17 protein-coding genes and 1 pseudogene are annotated in these 21,268 nt (G+C 72.4%); 5 read left to right on the forward strand and 13 right to left on the reverse strand.

What is annotated here, in order from left to right; translation table 11 throughout:
* Positions 1–13: 13 nt before the first annotated feature.
* A complete protein-coding gene (locus AB0L21_RS18275) occupies positions 14–1,363 on the reverse strand; it encodes an MFS transporter (protein WP_365785060.1) in 1,350 nt (449 codons plus the stop codon).
* Positions 1,360–1,944 (reverse strand): TetR/AcrR family transcriptional regulator, encoded by a 585-nt coding sequence (locus AB0L21_RS18280; RefSeq protein ID WP_365785062.1) that lies wholly within the window; start codon positions 1,942–1,944, stop codon positions 1,360–1,362. The genes AB0L21_RS18275 and AB0L21_RS18280 overlap by 4 nt, the downstream gene beginning before the upstream one ends.
* Positions 1,945–2,032: 88 nt before the next feature.
* Here AB0L21_RS18280 and AB0L21_RS18285 point away from each other — a divergent pair, with 88 nt between their 5' ends.
* Positions 2,033–2,470, forward strand: coding sequence for a PPOX class F420-dependent oxidoreductase (locus AB0L21_RS18285; RefSeq protein WP_365704352.1), 438 nt, complete (start codon positions 2,033–2,035; stop codon positions 2,468–2,470).
* A gap of 19 nt (positions 2,471–2,489) precedes the next feature.
* On the opposite strand, the pseudogene AB0L21_RS18290 reads toward AB0L21_RS18285, so the two are convergent.
* Positions 2,490–3,367, reverse strand: a pseudogene (locus AB0L21_RS18290) (NAD(P)-dependent oxidoreductase).
* Positions 3,368–3,469: 102 nt separating this feature from the next.
* On the opposite strand from AB0L21_RS18290, the gene AB0L21_RS18295 reads away from it, so the two are divergent.
* On the forward strand, positions 3,470–4,060 hold the full coding sequence (locus AB0L21_RS18295) for a TetR/AcrR family transcriptional regulator (protein WP_365704356.1): 591 nt from the start codon (positions 3,470–3,472) through the stop codon (positions 4,058–4,060).
* 392 nt (positions 4,061–4,452) lie between these two features.
* Here AB0L21_RS18295 and AB0L21_RS18300 read toward each other — a convergent pair whose 3' ends face one another.
* Both AB0L21_RS18300 and AB0L21_RS18305 read right to left on the reverse strand, forming a co-directional pair.
* A complete protein-coding gene (locus AB0L21_RS18300; protein WP_365785064.1) occupies positions 4,453–5,817 on the reverse strand; it encodes an MFS transporter in 1,365 nt (454 codons plus the stop codon).
* A 164-nt stretch (positions 5,818–5,981) separates the two neighbouring features.
* Positions 5,982–6,647 (reverse strand): TetR/AcrR family transcriptional regulator, encoded by a 666-nt coding sequence (locus AB0L21_RS18305; RefSeq protein ID WP_365785066.1) that lies wholly within the window; start codon positions 6,645–6,647, stop codon positions 5,982–5,984.
* Between the two features lie 164 nt (positions 6,648–6,811).
* On the opposite strand from AB0L21_RS18305, the gene AB0L21_RS18310 reads away from it, so the two are divergent.
* Both AB0L21_RS18310 and AB0L21_RS18315 read left to right on the forward strand, forming a co-directional pair.
* Entirely contained in the window at positions 6,812–7,696 is an 885-nt protein-coding gene (locus tag AB0L21_RS18310; protein WP_365785068.1) for a shikimate dehydrogenase, read from the forward strand.
* Between the two features lie 100 nt (positions 7,697–7,796).
* A complete protein-coding gene (locus AB0L21_RS18315; RefSeq protein WP_365785070.1) occupies positions 7,797–9,587 on the forward strand; it encodes a TIM barrel protein in 1,791 nt (596 codons plus the stop codon).
* Here AB0L21_RS18315 and AB0L21_RS18320 read toward each other — a convergent pair.
* The 8 genes from AB0L21_RS18320 to tkt all read right to left on the reverse strand — a co-directional run bounded on the left by AB0L21_RS18320 (position 9,574) and on the right by tkt (position 20,079).
* A complete protein-coding gene (locus tag AB0L21_RS18320) occupies positions 9,574–11,037 on the reverse strand; it encodes a membrane-associated oxidoreductase (RefSeq protein ID WP_365704366.1) in 1,464 nt (487 codons plus the stop codon). The genes AB0L21_RS18315 and AB0L21_RS18320 overlap by 14 nt on opposite strands.
* A gap of 125 nt (positions 11,038–11,162) precedes the next feature.
* Complete coding sequence (locus AB0L21_RS18325; RefSeq protein WP_365704368.1) at positions 11,163–11,756, reverse strand: histidine phosphatase family protein; 594 nt, start codon at positions 11,754–11,756, stop codon at positions 11,163–11,165.
* Between the two features lie 6 nt (positions 11,757–11,762).
* A complete protein-coding gene (gene gnd / locus AB0L21_RS18330) occupies positions 11,763–12,641 on the reverse strand; it encodes a phosphogluconate dehydrogenase (NAD(+)-dependent, decarboxylating) (RefSeq protein WP_365785072.1) in 879 nt (292 codons plus the stop codon).
* A 2-nt stretch (positions 12,642–12,643) separates the two neighbouring features.
* Positions 12,644–14,296 carry a glucose-6-phosphate isomerase gene (pgi, locus tag AB0L21_RS18335; protein ID WP_365785074.1) on the reverse strand — a complete coding sequence of 551 codons (1,653 nt, stop codon included), beginning with the start codon at positions 14,294–14,296 and terminating at the stop codon, positions 12,644–12,646.
* A 1-nt stretch (position 14,297) separates the two neighbouring features.
* Positions 14,298–15,224 (reverse strand): glucose-6-phosphate dehydrogenase assembly protein OpcA, encoded by a 927-nt coding sequence (opcA, locus tag AB0L21_RS18340; protein ID WP_365704374.1) that lies wholly within the window; start codon positions 15,222–15,224, stop codon positions 14,298–14,300.
* Complete coding sequence (gene zwf / locus AB0L21_RS18345) at positions 15,221–16,810, reverse strand: glucose-6-phosphate dehydrogenase (RefSeq protein WP_365704376.1); 1,590 nt, start codon at positions 16,808–16,810, stop codon at positions 15,221–15,223. Before zwf ends, opcA begins: the two co-directional genes overlap by 4 nt.
* Positions 16,807–17,952 (reverse strand): transaldolase, encoded by a 1,146-nt coding sequence (tal, locus tag AB0L21_RS18350; RefSeq protein WP_365785076.1) that lies wholly within the window; start codon positions 17,950–17,952, stop codon positions 16,807–16,809. The genes zwf and tal overlap by 4 nt, the downstream gene beginning before the upstream one ends.
* A 51-nt stretch (positions 17,953–18,003) precedes the next feature.
* Entirely contained in the window at positions 18,004–20,079 is a 2,076-nt protein-coding gene (gene tkt / locus AB0L21_RS18355) for a transketolase (RefSeq protein ID WP_365785078.1), read from the reverse strand.
* Between the two features lie 146 nt (positions 20,080–20,225).
* Between tkt and AB0L21_RS18360 the strand changes: the two genes are divergently transcribed.
* Positions 20,226–21,116 (forward strand): AraC family transcriptional regulator, encoded by an 891-nt coding sequence (locus AB0L21_RS18360; RefSeq protein ID WP_365785080.1) that lies wholly within the window; start codon positions 20,226–20,228, stop codon positions 21,114–21,116.
* Positions 21,117–21,268 lie beyond the last annotated feature (152 nt).

The following is a 21,268-nucleotide window of genomic DNA, read 5'->3' on the forward strand; positions in this document are numbered from 1 at the left end:
CCGCACCCACTTCTCATCGTCGCGCAGGAGCGCTGGTCGGGACCGGTTCATCCGGGGTGTGTGTGATCGATTCGACGTCGGCGCGGCCGGGCAGTGCGTGGGTCGCCGGCAGGGCGAGGGCGGTCAGGGCCGCCAGGGTGAGCAGGGCCGGGCCGGTGCCCGTGCTCAGCAGCGCGGTCGCCCCGGCCACGCCGACAGCGGGGCCGACGTTCAGCGCGGTCTGCTGCAACCCGCCCGCGACCCCGGCCACCGTCACCTCCGCCCGCCGCACGATCACCTGGGTGGCCGCCACCATCACCGTGCCGAACCCGGCGCCCAGCAGCGCGAACCCGCACCCGAGAGCGGGCGTGCCTCTGGCCCCGGACAGCACGAGGACGCCGAGCGCGAGCACCGCCGTCGCCCCCGCCGTCGTCACCCGCGCACCGCACCGGCGCAGCAGGGCGGGACACAGCGACGCCGACACCACCATGAGCACGGCGAGCGGCAGGCCGCGCAGGGCGCTGTCGAACGGGTCGAGGCCGAGGTGGCGCTGGAGGACGTACGTGGCGACGAACAGGGTGCCGAACAGGGACGCGGAGACGGCGACCAGGATGCCGAGCGCCGCACCGACCGCACGCGAGCCGACCACCCCGGGCGGCAGCAGCGGGCTCGCCGTACGCCGCTCGTGCCGGACGAGGACGGCGGCCGTCACCCCGGACAGGGCGAGGCCCGCCCCGGAGACCGGCCGGGCCGTGACCGCGTACACCAGGCCGGCCAGGGTCACCGCGAGCAGGACGGCCCCGGACAGGTCCAGCGGCGCCCGGGCGGGTACCGGGCGCCGCTCCGGGCGGAGCAGGGCGGGCAGGCCGAAGGCGAGCGCGGGCAGCACGTGGACGAAGAACACCGCCCGCCAGCCGAGACCGGTCACCAGCGCCCCGCCCACCAGCGGTCCCGCTGCCGCCGCCAACCCGATCGCGGCGGTCCGCACCGCCAGTGGCGACGCGAGCCGGTCCGGCGGGTACGCGGCCCGCAGCATGCCCAGCGTGGCCGGCTGCGACAGTGCCCCGAAGACCCCCTGCACCGCCCGCAGCGCGATCACCCATCCCACCCCGGGCGCGAGGCCGACACCGACCGAGGCGGCGCCGAAACCCAGCATGCCGAGGCCGAACACCCGCCGCTGCCCGTACCGGTCACCGAGCCGCCCCGCGAACACCAGCAGGCTCGCCACCGCGACGAGATAGGCGGTGCTCGTCCACTGGACCTCGGCGAACGACGCGTCCAACTCCCGTTGCAGACTGGGCTGGGCGACCGTGAGGACCGTACCGTCCAGTGCGACGACCACCGCGCCCGCCACGCTGCTCGCCAGCGTCCAGGGCCGGTTCACCTGCCGCCCCCGGGACCGCCCAGGTGCGCCGCGAGGACGGTGTCGAGCAGGGGGCCGAAGTCCTCTTCGCCCAACGCGAGTTGAAGGCTGCGCCAGCGCCACAGCTGGGCCGTTCCGTGCAGGTTCGCCCACAGGGCGCCCGCCACCCGCCGGGCATCGGCGCCGGGGTCCGCGTCGGCGATCAGTTCAGCCAGCAGCGTGAACAGCGGAAGACTCGTGGCCCGCAGCCCGAGGTGACCGCTCTCCAGCAGGTCGTGGCGGAACATCAGCTCGTACATGCCGGGCCGCTCCAGCGCGAACTCCAGGTACGTCCGCGCCAGCGCCGCCACTTGGGCGCGCGGCCCTCCGGACTCCTGTTCCAGCGCCGCGTGTGCCCGCACGCCCAGTTCGGTGAAGCCCCGCCGGGCGATGGCGGAGAGCAGTTCCAGACGGGTGGGGAAGTAGCGGCGCGGCGCGCCGTGCGAGACGCCCGCGCGCCGGGCGATCTCCCGCAGGGTCAGCGCCTGCGGGCCCTCGGTGGCCAGCAGCTCCACGCCCACGTCCACCAGCCGGACCCGCAGGCCCACCTCGGAGTCAGTCATAGACAGTGTCTACCAGGCGGGTGTAGACACTGTCTACCGATCGCTGCCCCGGGGAATGCACGGGGCGCCACCGTCAGTTGACCCGGGTATGACCCATGACTCCCCGCAGGACGCGCTGCTCGGCCTCCTCTCCGCAGGACACGCCGGCGTACTGGTCACCCTCAGGCGCGACGGCCGCCCCCAGCTGTCCAACGTCAGCCACGCCTACTACCCCGACGAGCGGATCATCCGGATCTCGGTCACCGACGACCGCGCCAAGACCCGCAACCTCCGCCGGGACCCGCGCGCCTCGTACCACGTCACCAGCGACGACCGCTGGGCGTACACCGTCGCCGAGGGCACCGCCGAGCTGACGCCGGCCGCCGCCGACCCGCACGACGAGACCGTCGAGGAGCTGATCCGGCTCTACCGGGACGTCCTCGGCGAGCACCCGGACTGGGACGACTACCGGGCCGCGATGGTCCGCGACCGCCGCCTGGTGGTGCGACTGCACGTCGAGCGGGCGTACGGCATCCCGAAGAGCTGACCCACGCCCGGCCGCCCGCTCACGGCGCCTCGGCGGTCCGGGCCTCGATCGCCCGCAGGACGGCGACCATGTCCTCGCCGCCGTACCCCTGCGCCACCGTCTCCTCGAACAGGGTGTGGCAGACGTCGAGGAGCGGTGAGGCGAGGTGGGCCTTGCGCGCCGCCTCGGCGATCAGCCGGTTGTTCTTCAGCACGTCCAGCGCCGCCGCCTGCACCGCGAAGTCCCGCTCACGCAGCTTGGGCGCCTTCATCCGGGACACCCCGCTGGCCATCGGGCCCGCGTCCAGGACCTCCAGGAACAGCCGGCGGTCCAGACCCTGCCGCTCGGCGAAGTGGAACGCCTCCGTCAGCCCGGTCACCTGGGTGATCAGGAAGATGTTCACCGCCAGCTTCATCAGCAGCGCACCCGGCACCGCACCGCACACGAACGCCTCCCGGCACATCGGCGCGAGCAGCGGCCGTACGGCGCCACGGCGTCCTCCTCCCCGGCCAGCATGGACACCAGCTGCCCCTGCTCCGCCGGCACCCTGGACCCGGAGACGGGTGCCTCGACATACCGGCCGCCGGCGGCGCGGACCTCGGTCTCCAGGGCGTGGGAGTACTCCGGCGAGGTCGTGCCCATGTGGACGACGGTCCGGCCCGCGACCCGCGCGGCCATGTCGGGCGTGCCCCGGCCGAGGACCGCGTCCATCGCCGCCTCGTCGGCGAGCATCAGCAGCACCACCTCCGCCCGCGCGAACACCTCGCCGGCGTCCGCGGCGACCTCGGCGCCGGCAGCGCGCAGCGGCTCCGCGCGCTGGGGGGTCCGGTTCCAGACCACCAGGGGGGTGCCGGCCGACGCCAGGCGCAGCGCCATGGGCCGGCCCATCACTCCGAGACCGATGAATCCGACGTGCATGGCAGGCCGCCCTCCGCGCCACGGGTCGACTATGACACCGGTCATAGTAGCCGCCGCTATGACGGCGGTCATAGAGTGGCGGCGGAGGAACGGAGGTCGACGATGACGCAGGCGCGGCGCGGACCGCGGGAGCGGATGGTGTTCAGCGCGGCCCAGCTCATCCGGCGGCACGGGGTCACCGCCACCGGCATGCGCGAGGTCGCCGCGCACGCGGACGCACCGCGCGGCTCCCTCCAGCACTACTTCCCGGGCGGCAAGGAACAACTGGTCAACGAGGCGGTCGCGTGGGCCGGCCGGTACGCGGGCAAGCGGGTCGCCCGCTTCGTCGCGGGACTCGACCGGCCGACGCCGAGCGGCCTGTTCGCGGCGATGGCCGCGCAGTGGGCCGACGAGTACGCGGCGGACGGCTTCGCGGCGGGATGCCCGGTCGCCGCCGCCACCGTCGACTGCGCCACCTCCGGCGACTCGACCCGCCAGGCGGCGGCCACCGCGTTCGCGACCTGGCGGGGCCCGCTCGCCGAGGCGTTGACGGACATGGGTGTCCCGCCGTCCCGCGCCGAGTCCCTGGCCACCCTCATGATCAGCACGTTGGAGGGCGCCATCCTGATGGCACGCGCCGAGCGGGACGTACGGCCCCTCACGACGGTCGTGGAGGAACTGGGCCCGCTGCTGGACGCCGCCACGGGCCCTTGATCGCCCAGCCCTCAGCCCGCGCCCGCACACCACCCGTCCGGCCTGTCGCGCCCTCGACGTATGGCCGGGGAGCCGTGTCCCCGACCGCGTAGGTGCTCGCCGGGCTGGGCCGGAGCGGCGAGCGTGACGGTAAGCAGGGGGCCGGTGGCGCGGTCCGGCCGAGCAGCTCGGGTGGCCCGCTCCGGGCGGGACGCCTCCCGCGCGGTTCGTTCGCGGAGCGGGGGGCCGTGGCGCGGTCTGGCCTGCACCCTCCGGTGTCGGGCAGGCACCCTCCGGTGTCAGGCCGGCACCCGCTCCGGGCGGGACGCCTCCTGCGCGGTTCGTTCGCGGAGCGGGGGGCCGTGGCGCGGTCTGGCCTGCACCCTCCGGTGTCAGGCAGGCACCCTCCGGTGTCAGGCCGGCACCCGCTCCGGGCGGGACGCCTCCCGCGCGGCCCGCTCGCCGAGCAGTTCCGTCGGTACCCGGTGCGTCTCGCGGGCGGTCAGCGCGGCGAGCGTCGGCGGGACGCACAGCGCCGCCGTGAACAGGGCCACCGCCGCCCAGTCGTCGCCGCCCGGACCGGCGATCTCGGCGGCGAAGGTGACCGCGAACCCGGCCACCGCGAAACCGGTCTGCGTGCCGATGGCGAGGCCGGACAGCCGGACCCGGGTCGCGAACATCTCGCCGTAGAAGGCGGGCCACACGCCGTTCGCCGCGCTGTAGACGACGCCGAAGGCCACGACACCGAGCAGCAGCGTCAGCGGATAGGAGCCCGTGGAGATCGCCCACAGACAGCCGGTCATCGCCACCGCGCTGCCCACCGCACCGATCAGGAACACCGGGCGGCGCCCGATCCGGTCCGACAGCGCCGCCCACAGCGGGATCGCGCCGAGCGCCACCAGGTTGGCCAGCGCGCCCACCCACAGCATCGCGGTACGGGACATGCCGACCGCGTCGCTCGTGGCGTACGCCAGCGCCCACACCGTGAAGACCGTGCTGACCGACGCGATGAGCGCGCCCGCGATCACCCGCAGCACGTCCGCCCAGTGCTCGCGCAGCAGCACTACGAGGGGCAGCCGGGCCACGCCTCCGTCCGCCGCCTGCCGGGCGAAGGCCGGGGTCTCGTGGAGCCGGCGCCGGATGACCCAGCCGACGGCGGCGACGGCCACGCTCAGCCAGAACGGCACCCGCCACCCCCACGACAGCAGCTGGTCCTCGGGCAGTTGGGCGACCGGGATGAAGACGAGCGTGGCGATGAGCTGGCCGCCCTGGGTACCGCTGAGGGTGAAGCTGGTGAAGAATCCGCGCCGGTCCGGCGGCGCGTGCTCCAGACTCATCGAGCCGGCGCTCGCCTGTTCGCCGGCCGCCGAGACGCCCTGGAGGACGCGGCACAGCACCAGCAGGACGGGCGCGAGCGTGCCGACCTGTGCGCGGGTGGGCAGACAGCCGATCAGGAACGTCGACAGGCCCATCAGCATCAGCGTGAACACCATGATCTTCTTGCGGCCGAGCCGGTCGCCGACGTGTCCGAGGACCAGCGCGCCGAGTGGCCGGGCCGCGTAGGCGACCCCGAAGGTGGCGAGCGAGAGCAGGGTCGCGGTGGCCGGGTCGGAGGCGTCGAAGAAGACCTTCGGGAAGATCAGGGCGGCGGCGCTGCCGTAGAGGAAGAAGTCGTAGTACTCCAGGGCGCTGCCGATCCAGGCGGCCGTGGCGGCCTTCCAGGGCTGGCCGGGCGGGGCCGCTGAGCCGGGGGCGGGAGCAGGGGTGGGGACGGACACGGCGGTGCTCCTTCGGGGAGGACTCCACCCTGCGAGGAGAGGGGGAGTGAGCGGCGGGGCGCGGGCCGGATCGCGGCAGCTAATTAACCCACTGGATAGTTAGTCGAGGTGGGTGGGATGTTGCGCCCGCGTTTCCCCCGTGTCAAGAGCCCGTGCCGCAGCCGTCAGCCGACCGCCCGCTCCGCCGTCAGATAGGCGATCACCATGTCCCCGAGCATGGTCCGGTAGTGCTCCCGCTGCGCCGGGTCCACCAGGTCCCGGCCGAACAGGGCGCCGAACGTGTGCCGGTTGGCGACCCGGAAGAAGCAGAACGAGCTGATCATCGCGTGCAGGTCGACCGCGTCCACGTCGGCCGTGAACAGCCCGGACTCCTGCCCGGCGGCGAGGATGCGGCGGATCACGTCCAGCGCCGGGGAGCCGATCCGGCCCAGCTTCTCGGAGGCCGCGATGTGCTCGGCGCCGTGGATGTTCTCGATGCTGACCAGCCGGATGAAGTCCGGGTGCCGTTCGTGGTGGTCGAAGGTCAGCTCGGCCAGCCGCCGGATCGCGGCCACCGGGTCCAGGTGGTCGACGTCCAGTTGCTGCTCGGCGTCCCGGATCACCCCGTACGCCCGCTCCAGCACGGCCGTGAACAGCTGCTCCTTGCCGCCGAAGTAGTAGTAGATCATCCGCTTCGTGGTGCGGGTGCGCGCGGCGATCTCGTCCACGCGGGCGCCGTCGTAGCCGGCGCGGGCGAACTCCTGCGTGGCCACGTCGAGGATCTCGGCCTTGGTGCGGGCGGCGTCGCGCACTCGCCCGCCGGGTCGTACCGGTTCGTCGACGCTGGTCATCGCTGTCCTTCGGGCCGTGAGGCGCCGGGGCGGCGCGCTCGTTCGCGTGCCGGTGATTGTAGAAGCAGGGCTCCGGTGCGCGGCGGGGGTCTTCCGAACCACCCGTGCGACTGATATAGCTAACGTACTAGTTCGTACATTAGCTCCGCCTCGGGAGGTCCCGCGTGGCCAAGGACTCGTATCTCGTCGGACTGATCGGGGCCGGGATCGGGCCCTCGCTCAGCCCGGCCCTGCACCACCGCGAGGCGGACCGGCAGGGCCTGCGGTACCTGTACCGGCTCCTCGACACCGACGTCCTCGGCGTGCCGCCGGAGGCGGTCGGCGACCTGGTCCGCGCCGCCCGTGACCTCGGCTTCGACGGGCTCAACATCACCCACCCGTGCAAGCAGCTCGTCCTGCCCCACCTGGACGCGCTCGACCCACGGGCCGAGGCGCTCGGCGCGGTCAACACCGTCGTCTTCGACGGCGGCCGGGCCGTCGGCCACAACACCGACGTCACCGGCTTCGCCGCCTCCTTCGCCCGGGGTCTGCCGGACGCCCCCATGGAACGGGTCGTCCAGCTCGGCGCGGGCGGCGCCGGCGCGGCCGTCGCGCACGCCGTCCTCACCCTCGGCGCCGGCCGGGTCACCGTCGTCGACGCCCTGCCCGGCCGGGCCGCCGCCCTCGCGGACTCCCTCCAGCGGCACTTCGGCCCCGGCCGGGCGGGGGCGGCGACGGCGGACCGGCTGGGGGCGTTGCTGCGCGATGCCGACGGCCTCGTGCACGCCACGCCGACCGGTATGGCCGCCCATCCCGGTCTGCCGGTGCCGGCGGAGTCGCTGAGGCCCGCGCTGTGGGTCGCCGAAGTGGTGTACCGGCCGCTGGAGACGGAGCTGGTTCGGGCCGCGCGGTCGGTCGGCTGCGCCGTGCTGGGTGGGGGCGGGATGGCCGTCTTCCAGGCCGCGGACGCGTTCCGGCTGTTCACCAGGCGGGAGCCGGACAGCGCGCGGATGCTGGCCGACATCGAGGAACTGGCCGGGGCGGAGCGCTCGGGGAGCGCTGCCGGCTGACAGCCGCGGGCCCGTCGTGGCCGGTCGCGCCCACGCGGCGGAGCCGCATGCCGAACACAGCCACGCCCCTCAGGCACCCCGCACGTCAAGGAGCAGCGTCTTGCACACCTCCATCGCCACCGTCTCCCTCAGCGGACCCCTCACCGAGAAGCTCACCGCCGCCTCCCGCGCAGGGTTCGACGGGGTGGAGATCTTCGAGAACGATCTCCTCGCCGGCCCCCTCTCGCCCGAGGAGATCCGGGCCCGCTGTGCCGACCTCGGTCTCGCCATCGATCTCTATCAGCCGATGCGGGACATCGAGGCCGTGCCGGACGAGGTCTTCGCACGCAACCTCCGCCGTGCCCGGCACAAGTTCGAGCTGATGCGGCGGCTCGGCGCCGACACCGTGCTCGTCTGCTCCAGCGTCTCCCCGGACGCCCTGGACGACGACGCCCTCGCCGCCGAGCAGCTGAGCCGGCTCGCCGGTCTGGCAAGCGAGTTCGGCATCCGGGTGGCGTACGAGGCGCTCGCCTGGGGACGGCACGTCAGCACGTACGACCACGCGTGGCGCATCGTGGAGGCCGCGGGGCATCCGGCCCTCGGCACCTGCCTGGACAGCTTCCACATCCTGTCCCGGGGCAGCGACCCCAAGGGCATCGAGGACATCCCCGGCGAGAAGATCTTCTTCCTCCAGCTGGCGGACGCCCCGCTGCTCGCCATGGACGTCCTCCAGTGGAGCCGCCACCACCGCTGCTTCCCCGGCCAGGGCGGCTTCGACCTCCCGGGGCTCCTCGCCCACGTGCTGCGCACCGGCTACTCGGGCCCGCTCTCCCTGGAGGTGTTCAACGACGTCTTCCGGCAGGCCGACGCCGGTCCCACCGCCGTCGACGCCCACCGCTCCCTGCTGCTCCTCCAGGAGGCCGTCGGCGTGGCCGAGTTGCCCGCGCCCGTCGTCCCGGCCGGCGTCGCCTTCGCCGAACTCCTCACCCCGGACGCCGAACCCGTCACCGCGCTGCTCGGCGCCCTCGGCTTCACCCGGGCCGCCCGGCACCGCGGCAAACCCGTCGACCTGTGGCAGCGCGGCGCGGCCCGCGTCCTGGTCAACACCGGCCCGGCCGCGCGCCGCGCGGGCACCCGGCTCGCCGCGATCGGCCTGGAGTCCCCGGACCCGGCCGGCGCGGCCCGCCGGGCGGAGGCCCTGCTGGCCCCGGTGCTGCCCCGGCGCCGCGCCCCCGAAGACGTGCCGCTCGACGCTGTGGCCGCACCCGACGGCACGGAACTCTTCTTCTGCGCCACCGGCCATCCCGGACTCCCCGACTGGCGCGCCGACTTCGAGAAGCTGACGGACATTCCCGAGTCGACGGCCCGCATCGACCACCTCGCGCTCGCCCAGCCCTGGCACCACTTCGACGAGGCGACCCTCTTCCACCACAGCGTCCTCGGCCTGCGCGCCCAGGAGAGCGTCGACCTCGCCGACCCCTACGGGCTCCTGCGCAGCCGTGCCGTCACCAACGCCGACGGCAGCGTCCGGATCGCTCTCGCGGTCGGCGCGGCCCCCGGTGACGACACCGTGCCCGCGGCGCACATCGCGCTCGCCGTGGACGACGTGGTGTCCGCCGCCCGCGCCTTCCGTGCGGCGGGCGGACGGCTGCTGCCGGTACCGGCCAACTACCACGACGACCTGGCCGCCCGGTACGAGTTCACCGAAGGGGAGCTGGAGACGTACCGCGACCTCGGCATCCTCTACGACCGTGAGGCGGGCGGCTGCTTCCGGCACTGCTACACCGAGACCGTCGGCCGGGTCTTCTTCGAGCTGGTCCAGCGTGATCCGGGCTACCAGGGGTACGGCGCCGTGAACGCGCCGGTGCGGCTGGCGGCCCAGCACGCGGTGCGCGGCTTCACTGGCGGCTGACCGTGCGGGTGACGCCGGCGATCACCGTCGTCGCCAGGATCCAGCCGGTGAGGACGAGGACGTAGGCGAGCACCTGATAGCCGCCGCGCGGCGCGAACGCGGAGTCCTGCCCGAAGGAGATCACCGGCAGCAGCAGGTCGAGCGTGTAGAACACCGGGTGGAACGGCGGTGCCTCGCCCGCCTTCAGCGGCCGTGGGTGGTGCAGCGCGAAGGCGACGGAACCGAGCGCGAGCAGCGACAGCAGCCAGCCGGCGGCGCGCAGCGGCCGGAAGCCGTAGCCGACGGTGACGTCCTGGACCAGGCCCCACAGCCGGCCGTACCAGGGGAGCGTGTGACGGTGCCGGCGCTGCTTGGCGAGCTGCACCAGCCGGGCCGCGTGGTCGTCGCCGACGCGCCGGTAGGCGGCCGTCAACTGCTCGTAGGCGTGCGGGATGTAGCCGTCGCGGTCCCGTTCCAGCATGGGCAGGCGGCGCTCGGCGGGTTCGTGCGGGACGAGGGAGGTGTACGACAGGTGGTTGAGGAGCACCTCGCCGGGCGCCGACTCCGGTTCCAGGAACAGGACGTCGATCTGCGCGCGGCGCAGGTTGAGGGCGCCGTCCATGGGCGGCCCCTTGCGCAGCCACAGCTCGCCGATCGTCGTGCTGCTGGCCCGCAGCGCCGAACCCCCCGGATGGGAGAGGACGGTGTACGACAGGTCGAGCCGCCCGGTGATGCGGGCGCCGCGCAGGCCCATCGAACCGCGTACCTCCGCGTACCGCACCAGCATGTCGCCGTCGACGGTGAAGGTCTCCGCCTCCAGCGCGGCGTGCCCGGGGTTGCCGAGCCGCGCCTCGCTGAGGTTGACCGACCCGGCGACGGTGGCGCCGCTCAGCCGGGTCTGCCCGTGGGTGCGCAGCCCCGGCGCCCACAGGTCGGCGCCGACCGCGGCCTGGTTGAGCTGGAGCACCGGTTCCTCCGCGTCCGGCGCGGCCACCTCGGCGCCCTCCAGGTACAGGCTGCCGGCGATCCGGGCGCCGCCCAGCCGCACGATCCCCGTGCACCGGGCGCGGGTCAGCCGTACGACACCGTCGACCTGCACGGCGTGGGCGACCAGTCCGGGCAGGACGGACTCGCTGAGGTTGAGTTCGCGCAGCCGGGCGGCGTGGCACCGCGGGGCCTCGTCGAAGTGGCAGTGCCGCAGCCGCACCGGCTGGTCGATCGTCGCGTACTGCAGATCCAGCCGGCCCGTGATCCGGGCGCCCGCCAGACTGAGCGCGGCTGTCTCGCCGTCCTGCCGCGGCCCGCCGAGGAGCAGCGCCCGCAACACCTTGGCCCGCACGGTCCGTTCGGCGCCCCAGTCACCGGCGCCGGCGGGGTCCTCGCCGGGTGACTCCCGGAAGTCCACGGCCTCCCCGCGCGGAAACGCCCGCCACACCCGTTCCTCGGCCGCCGTCAGATCGTCGATCTCCACCAGCGGGACTCTCACCCGAAGGGGAAGCGCCTGTCAATCCGCCCCGGGTGCCGGGTCGTTGAACGCGTTGTGCCCCCGGTCCGCCGCTGTCTGCGGACCGGGGGCACAGGACTGTGCGGTGCCGGCTAGGGCCGGACGTTCCACTCCGCGATCACCGGGCGGTCGTGTTCCGTCGACAGCCGGCTGACCGTGCCCGTGGCCAGCTGGAACAGCCGGCCCTCGGCGGGCGGCAGGCCCAGGCGGCGGGCGGTGAGGACGCGCAGGAAGTGGGCGTGGGCGACGAGGACGACATCGCCGGTGCCCTCGGCGAGGGCCGCGTCGACGCGGGCCAGGACCCGGTCGGCGCGGGCGCCGATCTCCTCCGGCGACTCGCCCGGGTGTCCCTCGGGGCCGGGCGGCACACCGTCGGTCCACAGGTCCCAGTCGGGCCGGGTGCGGTGGATCTCGGCGGTGGTGATGCCCTCGTAGCCGCCGTAGTCCCACTCGTGCAGGTCGGGGTCGGGTACGACCCCGGGTATGCCCGCCAGGTCGGCGGTGCGCAGGGCGCGGCTCAGCGGGCTGGCCAGCGCCAGGGCGTAGGTCCGGCCGGTGAGGAGCGGGGCGAGGGACTTGGCCTGTTCCTCGCCGTGCTCCGTGAGGGGCAGGTCGGTCCAGCTGGTGTGCTGTCCCGACAGGCTCCACTCCGTCTCACCGTGGCGGACCAGCAGGAGGTCCCCCATGGCAGGTCAGTCCTTCTTCTCGACCGCGTGGCCGCCGAACTGGTTGCGCAGGGCGGCGATCATCTTCATCTGCGGGGAGTCGTCCTGCCGGGAGGCGAACCGGGCGAACAGGGAGGCGGTGATCGCGGGGAGCGGTACGGCGTTGTCGATGGCCGCCTCGACGGTCCAGCGGCCCTCGCCGGAGTCCTCCGCGTAGCCGCGCAGCTTCTCCAGGTGCTCGTCCTCGTCCAGGGCGTTGACCGCGAGGTCCAGCAGCCAGGAGCGGATGACCGTGCCCTCCTGCCAGGAGCGGAACACCTCGCGGACGTTCTCCACCGAGTGCACCTTCTCCAGCAGCTCCCAGCCCTCGGCGTAGGCCTGCATCATGGCGTACTCGATGCCGTTGTGGACCATCTTGGAGAAGTGCCCGGCACCGACCCGCCCGGCATGGACGTAGCCGTACGGGCCCTCCGGCTTGAGCGCGTCGAAGATCGGCTGCAGCGGTTCCACGTGCTGCTTGTCGCCGCCGACCATCAGGGCGTAGCCGTTTTCCAGGCCCCACACACCGCCGGAGACACCGGCGTCGACGAAGCCGATGCCCTTGATGCCGAGGGCGGCGGCGTGCTTCTCGTCGTCCGTCCAGCGGGAGTTGCCGCCGTCGATGACCGTATCGCCGGGGGAGAGCAGGTCCCCGAGTTCGTCGATGACCATCTGGGTGGCGGTGCCGGCCGGGACCATCGCCCACACGTGGCGGGGCGCGTCGAGCTTCTCGACCAGTTCGGCGAGGCTCTTGACGTCGGAGACCTCCGGGTTGCGGTCGTAGCCGATGACGGTGTGGCCGGCGCGGCGGATCCGCTCGCGCATGTTGCCGCCCATCTTGCCGAGACCGATGAGACCGAGCTGCATGATCAGTTCTCCGATGCGTTCTTGAGAGTGCGGTAGGCGGCGACGAGGGCCGTGGTGGACGGGTCGAGACCGGGCACGTCCGCGCCTTCGGTGAGGGCCGGTTCGACGCGCTTGGCGAGGACCTTGCCCAGCTCCACGCCCCACTGGTCGAAGGAGTCGATGTTCCACACCGCGCCCTGCACGAACACCTTGTGCTCGTAGAGGGCGATCAGCTGGCCGAGCACCGACGGGGTCAGCTCGGGGGCGAGGATCGTGGTGGTGGGGTGGTCGCCGCGGAAGGTGCGGTGCGCGACCTGCTCCTCGGCCACGCCCTCCGCGCGGACCTCCTCGGCGGTCTTGCCGAAGGCGAGCGCCTGGGTCTGGGCGAAGAAGTTGGCCATCAACAGGTCGTGCTGGGCCTTGAGTTCATCACTCAGTTCGCCGATGGGGCGGGCGAAGCCGATGAAGTCGGCCGGGATGAGCTTGGTGCCCTGGTGGATCAGCTGGTAGTAGGCGTGCTGGCCGTTGGTGCCGGGCGTGCCCCAGACGACCGGGCCGGTCTGCCACTCCACCGGGTTGCCGTCGCGCTGCACCGACTTGCCGTTGGACTCCATGTCCAGCTGCTGGAGGTAGGCGGTGAACTTCGACAGGTAGTGCGAGTACGGCAGCACCGCGTGGGTCTGGGCGTCGTAGAAGTTGTCGTACCAGATGCCCAGCAGGCCCAGCAGCAGCGGCGCGTTGGCCTCGGCGGGCGCGGTGCGGAAGTGGTCGTCGACGATCCGGAAGCCGTCGAGCATCTCGCGGAAGCGGTCCGGGCCGATGGCGATCATCAGGGACAGGCCGATCGCGGAGTCGTAGGAGTACCGGCCGCCGACCCAGTCCCAGAACTCGAACATGTTGTCCGGGTCGATACCGAACTCGGTGACTTTCCCGGCGTTCGTCGACAGCGCGACGAAGTGCTTGGCGACGGCCTTCTCGTCGCCCTCGAAGGCGTTCAGCAGCCACGAGCGGGCGGAGGTCGCGTTGGTGATCGTCTCGATCGTGGTGAACGTCTTGGACGCCACGATGAACAGAGTCTCGTCCGGGTCCAGGTCGCGGGTCGCCTCGTGCAGGTCGGAGCCGTCCACGTTCGACACGAACCGGAACGTCAACTCCCGTGCGGTGTACGGGCGCAGGGCCTCGTAGGCCATCGCGGGACCGAGGTCGGAGCCGCCGATGCCGATGTTGACGACGTTCTTGATGCGCTTGCCGGTGTGGCCGGTCCACTCGCCGGAGCGGACCCGGTCGGCGAAGCCGGCCATCTTGTCGAGCACGGCGTGCACCTGCGGCACGACGTTCTCGCCGTCGACCTCGACGACCGCGTCCCGGGGGGCGCGCAGCGCGGTGTGCAGCACCGCCCGGCGCTCGGTGAGGTTGATCTTCTCGCCGCGGAACATGGCGTCCCGCAGCGCGAACACACCGGTGGCGGTGGCGAGCTCCTGGAGCAGGGCCAGGGTCTCGTCGGTGATCAGCTGCTTGCTGTAGTCGATGTGCAGGTCGCCGACCCGCACGACGTACCGCTCGGCGCGGCCGGGGTCCGCCGCGAACAGCTCGCGCAGGTGCGGCTGGCCCTGGGCGCGGTGGTCGGCCAGCGCCGTCCACTCGGGCCGGTGGGTGAGCTTGGGGTACTCGGCCATCTCAGGCGTTCTCCTTGGAGCCTTCGCCCTGGAGGGCGATGGCGTACATCTCGTCGGCGTCGAGGCGGCGCAGTTCCTCGGCGATGAGTTCGGAGGTGGGGCGGACCTTCAGGGCGAGGGTGCGCGGCGGCTGGCCCGGCAGGGTCAGCGTGGCCAGCGGGCCCTCGGGGCGGTCGACGACGATCTCGCCGTTCGCGGTGCCGAGGCGGACGGCCGTCACGAACGGGCCGGCGCTGTGCACGCGGTCCACCGGGACGCCGAGGCGGGCCTGGAGCCAGCGGGCGAGCAGCTCGGCGCTGGGGTTGTCGGCCTCGGCCTCGACGGCCGCCGACGTCACCTTCCCACGGGCCTGGTCCAGGGCCGCGGCCAGCATCGACCGCCACAGGGTCAGCCGGGTCCAGGCCAGGTCGGTGTCACCGGGGGCGTAGGTGCGGGCCCGGGTGTCCAGGACCTCCAGCGGCCGCTCCACGGCGTACAGGTCGGTGATCCGGCGCTGGGCGAGCGCGCCCAGCGGGTCCTTGGACGGGGCCTCGGGCGCGTCCACCGGCCACCACACGACCACCGGGGCGTCCGGCAGCAGCAGCGGCAGCACCACCGAGTCGGCGTGGTCGGACACCTCGCCGTAGGTGCGCAGCACCACCGTCTCGCCGGTGCCGGCCTCGGAGCCGACCCGGACCTCGGCGTCGAGCCGCGAGTGGGTGCGGTCGCGCAGGGTGCGGGCCTGCCTCCGGATGACGACCAGGGTGCGCGAGGGGTGCTCGTGCGAGGCCTCCTCGGCCGCCTTGATCGAGTCGTAGGCGTTCTCCTCGTCCGTGACGATGACCATCGTCAGGACCATGCCCACGGCGGGCGTCCCGATGGCGCGGCGGCCCTGCACCAACGCCTTGTTGATCTTGCTTGCCGTGGTGTCGGTCAGGTCGATCTTCATGGCCTGCGCCAGCTCCGTCCGTCTCGTGCGAGCATCTCGTCGGCTTCCCTCGGTCCCCAGCTGCCCGACGCGTACTGCGCCGGCCTGCCGTGCGCCGCCCAGTACTCCTCGATCGGGTCGAGGATCTTCCAGGACTCCTCCACTTCCTGGTGACGGGGGAACAGGTTGGCGTCGCCGAGCAGTACGTCCAGGATGAGCCGCTCGTACGCCTCCGGGCTCGACTCGGTGAACGACTCGCCGTAGGCGAAGTCCATCGACACGTCCCGGATCTCCATCGACGTGCCCGGCACCTTCGAGCCGAACCGCACCGTCATGCCCTCGTCGGGCTGGACGCGGATGACGATCGCGTTCTGCCCCAGCTCCTCGGTGGCGGTGGAGTCGAACGGCGAGTGCGGGGCCCGCTTGAAGACCACCGCGATCTCGGTGACCCGGCGGCCGAGCCGCTTGCCGGTGCGCAGGTAGAAGGGGACGCCCGCCCAGCGGCGGTTGTCGATGCCCAGCTTGATCGCGGCGAAGGTGTCGGTCTTCGACTTGGGGTCGATGCCGTCCTCCTGGAGGTAGCCGACGACCTTCTCGCCGCCCTGCCAGCCGGCCGCGTACTGGCCGCGCACGGTGTGCCGGCCCAGGTCCTCCGGCAGCCGCACCGACTTGAGCACCTTCAGCTTCTCGGTGAGCAGCGCCTCCGCGTCGAACGCGATCGGCTCCTCCATCGCGGTCAGCGCCATCAGCTGGAGCAGGTGGTTCTGGATGACGTCCCGGGCGGCGCCGATGCCGTCGTAGTAGCCGGCCCGGCCGCCGATGCCGATGTCCTCCGCCATCGTGATCTGCACGTGGTCGACGTACGACCGGTTCCAGATCGGCTCGTACATCTGGTTGGCGAAGCGCAGCGCCAGGATGTTCTGGACGGTCTCCTTGCCGAGGTAGTGGTCGATGCGGAACACCTGGTCCGGCTCGAACACCTCGTGCACGATCGCGTTCAGCTCGCGCGCGCTGTCCAGGTCGTGCCCGAACGGCTTCTCGATGACCGCGCGCCGCCAGGAGCCCTTCGGCGGGTTCGCCAGCCCGTGCTTCTTCAGCTGCTGCACGACCTTCGGGAAGAACTTCGGCGGCACCGACAGGTAGAAGGCGAAGTTGCCGCCGGTGCCCCGGGAGGAGTCCAGCTCGTCGACGGCGTCCTTCAGCTGCTTGAACGCGGTGTCGTCGTCGAAGTCGCCGGGGATGAACCGCATGCCCTCGGCGAGCTGCTGCCACACCTCCTCCCGGAACGGGGTGCGGGCGTGCTCCTTCACGGCGTCGTGCACGACCTCGGCGAAGTCCTGGTCGGCCCAGTCCCGGCGGGCGAACCCGACGAGGGAGAAGCCCGGCGGCAGCAGACCGCGGTTGGCCAGGTCGTACACGGCCGGCATCAGCTTCTTGCGGGACAGGTCACCGGTCACTCCGAAGATGACCAGGCCCGACGGCCCGGCGATGCGGGGGAGCCGGCGGTCGCGGGCGTCCCGCAGCGGGTTCACCCAGTCGGCGGCCGGGGCCGCCGGCACGCGCACCTCCTGCGGTGCGGACGCCTGGGCGGGTGCGTTCTCGGTCATCGGGCGTCAACTCCCTTGCTCTTCAGGGACGTCGCTACGGCGTCCAGAAGGTCCTGCCAGGCCACCTCGAACTTGGCGACACCCTCGTTCTCCAGTTGCCGGACGACCTCGTCGTAGGAGATGCCGAGCCGCTCGACGGCGGCCAGGTCGGCGCGGGCCTGCGCATAGCCGCCGGTCACCGTGTCGCCGGTGATCTCGCCGTGGTCGGCGACCGCGTTCAGCGTGGCCTCCGGCATGGTGTTGACCGTGCCCGGCGCGACCAGCTCGTCCACGTACAGGGTGTCCTTGTACGCGGGGTCCTTCACACCGGTGGACGCCCACAGCGGGCGCTGCTTGTTCGCCTTGTCCCCGGCGAGCGCCAGCCAGCGACCGGACGCGAAGACCTCCTCGTACGCCTCGTAGGCGAGGCGGGCGTTGGCGAGGGCCGCGCGGCCCTTGAGGGCGAGGGCCTCGTCGGTGCCGAGGGCGGTCAGCCGCTTGTCGATCTCGCTGTCCACGCGGGAGACGAAGAAGGACGCCACCGAGTGGATCGTGGCCAGGTCGATGCCCCGCTCGCGGGCCTTCTCCAGGCCGGCCAGGTAGGCGGCCATGACCTCGCGGTAGCGCTCAAGGGAGAAGATCAGCGTCACGTTGACGCTGATGCCGAGGCCGATGACCTCGGTGATCGCCGGCAGGCCCGCCTTCGTCGCCGGTATCTTGATCATCACGTTGGGCCGGTCGACCAGCCAGGCCAGCTGCTTGGCCTCGGCGACCGTGGCCTCGGTGTCGTGGGCGAGGCGGGGGTCGACCTCGATGGAGACCCGGCCGTCACGGCCGCCCGAGGCGTCGTACACCGGACGCAGGACGTCGGCGGCGTCCCGCACATCGGCGGTCGTCATCATCCGTACGGCCTCGTCGACCGTCACACCGCGCACGGCGAGGTCGGCCAGCTGCTCCTCGTAGCCCTCACCGGAGCCGATGGCGGCCTGGAAGATGGACGGGTTGGTGGTGACACCGACGGCGCTTCCGCTCGCCACCAGCTCGGCGAGGCTGCCCGAGGTGATCCGCTTGCGGGACAGGTCGTCCAGCCAGATCGACACGCCCTCGTCGGCGAGGCGCTTGAGGGCTCCCGGGGTCGGGATTGCTTCGGTCACTGTGCTCATCTCTCTTTTTGTGCGTCTTGTGTGCGTCGGTGTGCTTGGTGTGCGTCGGTGTCAGGCGCGCGCGGCGGCGAGCGACTCGCGGGCCGCGGCGGCGACGTTCCCGGGGGTGAAGCCGAACTCGGCGAACAGGGTCTTGGCGTCGGCGGAGGCACCGAAGTGTTCGAGCGAGACGATGCGACCGGCGTCACCGACGAACCGGTACCAGGTCAGGCCGATGCCGGCCTCGACCGCGACCCGGGCCTTCACGGCCGGCGGCAGCACCCGCTCGCGGTACTCGCGCGGCTGCTCCTCGAACCACTCCACGGACGGCATGGACACCACCCGCGTGCCGATCCCCTCGGCCTCCAGCCGCTCCCTCGCGCCCACGGCCAGCTGCACCTCGGAGCCCGTCGCGATGATGATCACCTCCGGGACCTCCGTCGAGGACTCGCGCAGCACGTAGCCGCCCTTGGCCGCGTCCGCGTTCGGCGCGTACACCGGCACGCCCTGGCGGGTGAGCGCGAGCCCGTGCGGGGCGGGGTGCGTGGCGTGCCTCTTCAGGATCTCGGCCCAGACGATCGCGGTCTCGTTGGCGTCCGCCGGGCGGACGACGTTCAGGCCCGGGATCGCGCGCAGCGAGGCCAGGTGCTCGACCGGCTGGTGGGTGGGTCCGTCCTCGCCGAGGCCGATGGAGTCGTGCGTCCACACGTACGTCACCGGCAGCTGCATGAGCGCCGACATCCGGACGGCGTTGCGCATGTAGTCGGAGAACACCAGGAAGGTGCCGCCGTAGATCCGGGTGTTGCCGTGCAGGGCGATGCCGTTCATCTCCGCGGCCATGGAGAACTCGCGGATGCCGAAGTGCACGGTACGGCCGTACGGGTCGGCCCCGGGCAGCGGGTTGCCCTTCGGCAGGAAGGAGCTGGCCTTGTCGATGGTGGTGTTGTTCGAGCCGGCCAGGTCGGCGGAGCCGCCCCACATCTCGGGGAGCACCGGGCCGAGCGCCTGGAGCACCTTCCCGGAGGCGGCGCGGGTGGCGACCGACTTGCCCTCCTCGAAGACCGGGATGCTCTCCTCCCAGCCCTCCGGCAGCTCGCCCTTGCTGACGCGGTCGAACAGCTCGGCCCGCTCGGGGTTGGCGGCGCGCCACTCGGCGATCCGCTTGTCCCAGGCCGCGTGCGCCTCGGCACCCCGGTCCAGGGCCCGCCGGGTGTGCTTCAGGACCTCGTCGGCGACCTCGAAGGTCTGCTCCGGGTCGAAGCCGAGGAGGCGCTTGGTGGCGGCGATCTCCTCCTCGCCGAGCGCGGAGCCGTGGGAGGCCTCGGTGTTCCGCGCGTTCGGGGCGGGCCAGGCGATGATCGTGCGCATCGCGATGATCGACGGCCGCTCGGTCTCGGCCTGGGCGGCCTTCAGCGCGGCGTGCAGGGCGGGGACGTCGATGTCACCCTCCGCGGTGGGCTCGACGCGCTGGGTGTGCCAGCCGTAGGCCTCGTACCGCTTCAGCACGTCCTCGGAGAAGGCGGTCGCGGTGTCGCCCTCGATGGAGATGTGGTTGTCGTCGTAGAGGAAGACCAGGTTGCCGAGCTTCTGGTGGCCGGCCAGCGAGGAGGCCTCGGCGGAGACGCCCTCCTCCAGGTCGCCGTCGGAGACGATGGCCCAGACGGTGTGGTCGAAGGGGGAGGTGCCCGCGGGGGCCTCCGGGTCGAACAGGCCGCGCTCGTAGCGGGCGGCCATCGCCATGCCGACGGCGTTGGCGACGCCCTGGCCGAGCGGGCCGGTGGTGGTCTCCACGCCCGCCGTGTGGCCGTACTCGGGGTGGCCCGGCGTCTTCGAGCCGTGCGTGCGGAAGGCCTTGAGGTCGTCCAGCTCCAGCTCGTAGCCGGCGAGGAACAGCTGCGTGTAGAGCGTCAGCGAGGTGTGGCCGGGGGAGAGGACGAACCGGTCACGGCCGGTCCACTCCGGGTCGGCCGGGTCGTGTCGCATCACCTTCTGAAAGATCGTGTACGCGGCAGGCGCCAGGCTCATCGCGGTGCCCGGGTGCCCGTTGCCCACCTTCTGCACCGCGTCGGCCGCCAGAAGTCGGGCCGTGTCCACGGCGCGCCGGTCGAGGTCGGTCCACTCGAAGCTCTCGGAAGTCTGCGTAGTCATCTTCAAGAAGTCCTCGTTCAGTGCGGGATGGCTGGCCGGACGCGTTCAAACTTAAAAGTCTGACTTTTTCGAGGAAAGGTCGGGGTGTGTCAGCCTGTGGTGAATCTGGGACAGTGATCACGCGACAGAGAGAGGAACAACCGGGCATGGCGGGCATAAGACACCAAGCTGAGGGTGACGGGATCAGAACGTTCCCCTTCCCGGCCGACCTGGCCGTCGGCGGCGTCGGCATGCAGATCGGCCCGATGGGCACCGACCACCGCTGGCACGTCGACGCCCCCCTGCACCGCGTCCACCGTATCGACTTCCACGTCGTCATGCTCTTCACCGACGGCCCGGTACGGCACATGATCGACTTCGCCGAGTACGAGGTCACGGCCGGCGACCTCCTGTGGATCCGCCCCGGACAGGTCCACCGGTTCTCCCGCGAATCCGTGTACCGCGGAACCGTCCTGACCATGCAGCCCGGCTTCCTGCCCCGCGCCACCGTCGAGGCCGCCGGCCTGTACCGCTACGACCTGCCGCCGCTGCTGCACCCCGGCCCCGCGCAGCTCGCCGCACTCCAGGCCTCCTTCGACCAGCTGCGCCGCGAGTACGAGGACACCGAGACGCTGCCGCTCAGCCTGCACACGGCCGTCCTCAGGCACAGTCTGACCGCGTGCCTGCTGCGCCTCGCCCATCTCGCCGCCAGTTCGGCCGAGAGCTCCCGGCAGCACACCGACAGCACCTTCACCCGCTTCCGGGACGCCGTCGAACAGGGCTTCCCCACCAACCACAGCGTCAGCGCCTACGCCGACGCCCTCGGTTACTCCCGCCGCACCCTGGTCCGCGCCGTCCGCGCCGCCACCGGCGAGACACCCAAGGGCTTCATCGACAAACGCGTCATCCTGGAGGCCAAGCGCCTCCTCGCCCACACCGACCTGCCGATCGGCCGCGTCGGGGTGGCCGTGGGCTTCCCCGACGCGGCGAACTTCTCCAAGTTCTTCCACCTGCACACCGGCCAGACGCCGGTGGCGTTCCGGGCGGAGTTGCGTTAGGCCCTGTCGTCAAACTCCCGTCTGCCGCGCGACGCCATGCACGCACTCTCGCCGCACCGGGCCCCGACCCAAGTACATCGTGGTGGTCGAAGGCCGCGTCGGAGCCGAGCCGCCCGGTCAGACGCGCCACCTTCGCCGCCGAGCCCGCGCTG

Origin of the sequence: Streptomyces sp. NPDC052721 (genome assembly GCF_040678315.1) — a bacterium.
Lineage (GTDB): Bacteria > Actinomycetota > Actinomycetes > Streptomycetales > Streptomycetaceae > Streptomyces.

Coding starts and splice junctions, on each gene's coding strand:
- opcA (WP_365704374.1), bottom strand. CDS start 15,224: ATGAAGATCGACCTGACCGACACCACGGCAAGCAAGATCAACAAGGCG.
- tal (WP_365785076.1), bottom strand. CDS start 17,952: ATGAGCACAGTGACCGAAGCAATCCCGACCCCGGGAGCCCTCAAGCGC.
- tkt (WP_365785078.1), bottom strand. CDS start 20,079: ATGACTACGCAGACTTCCGAGAGCTTCGAGTGGACCGACCTCGACCGG.
- AB0L21_RS18280 (WP_365785062.1), bottom strand. CDS start 1,944: ATGACTGACTCCGAGGTGGGCCTGCGGGTCCGGCTGGTGGACGTGGGC.
- AB0L21_RS18360 (WP_365785080.1), top strand. CDS start 20,226: ATGGCGGGCATAAGACACCAAGCTGAGGGTGACGGGATCAGAACGTTC.
- pgi (WP_365785074.1), bottom strand. CDS start 14,296: ATGGCCGAGTACCCCAAGCTCACCCACCGGCCCGAGTGGACGGCGCTG.
- AB0L21_RS18305 (WP_365785066.1), bottom strand. CDS start 6,647: ATGACCAGCGTCGACGAACCGGTACGACCCGGCGGGCGAGTGCGCGAC.
- AB0L21_RS18295 (WP_365704356.1), top strand. CDS start 3,470: ATGACGCAGGCGCGGCGCGGACCGCGGGAGCGGATGGTGTTCAGCGCG.
- gnd (WP_365785072.1), bottom strand. CDS start 12,641: ATGCAGCTCGGTCTCATCGGTCTCGGCAAGATGGGCGGCAACATGCGC.
- zwf (WP_365704376.1), bottom strand. CDS start 16,810: ATGACCGAGAACGCACCCGCCCAGGCGTCCGCACCGCAGGAGGTGCGC.
- AB0L21_RS18325 (WP_365704368.1), bottom strand. CDS start 11,756: ATGGGGGACCTCCTGCTGGTCCGCCACGGTGAGACGGAGTGGAGCCTG.
- AB0L21_RS18285 (WP_365704352.1), top strand. CDS start 2,033: ATGACCCATGACTCCCCGCAGGACGCGCTGCTCGGCCTCCTCTCCGCA.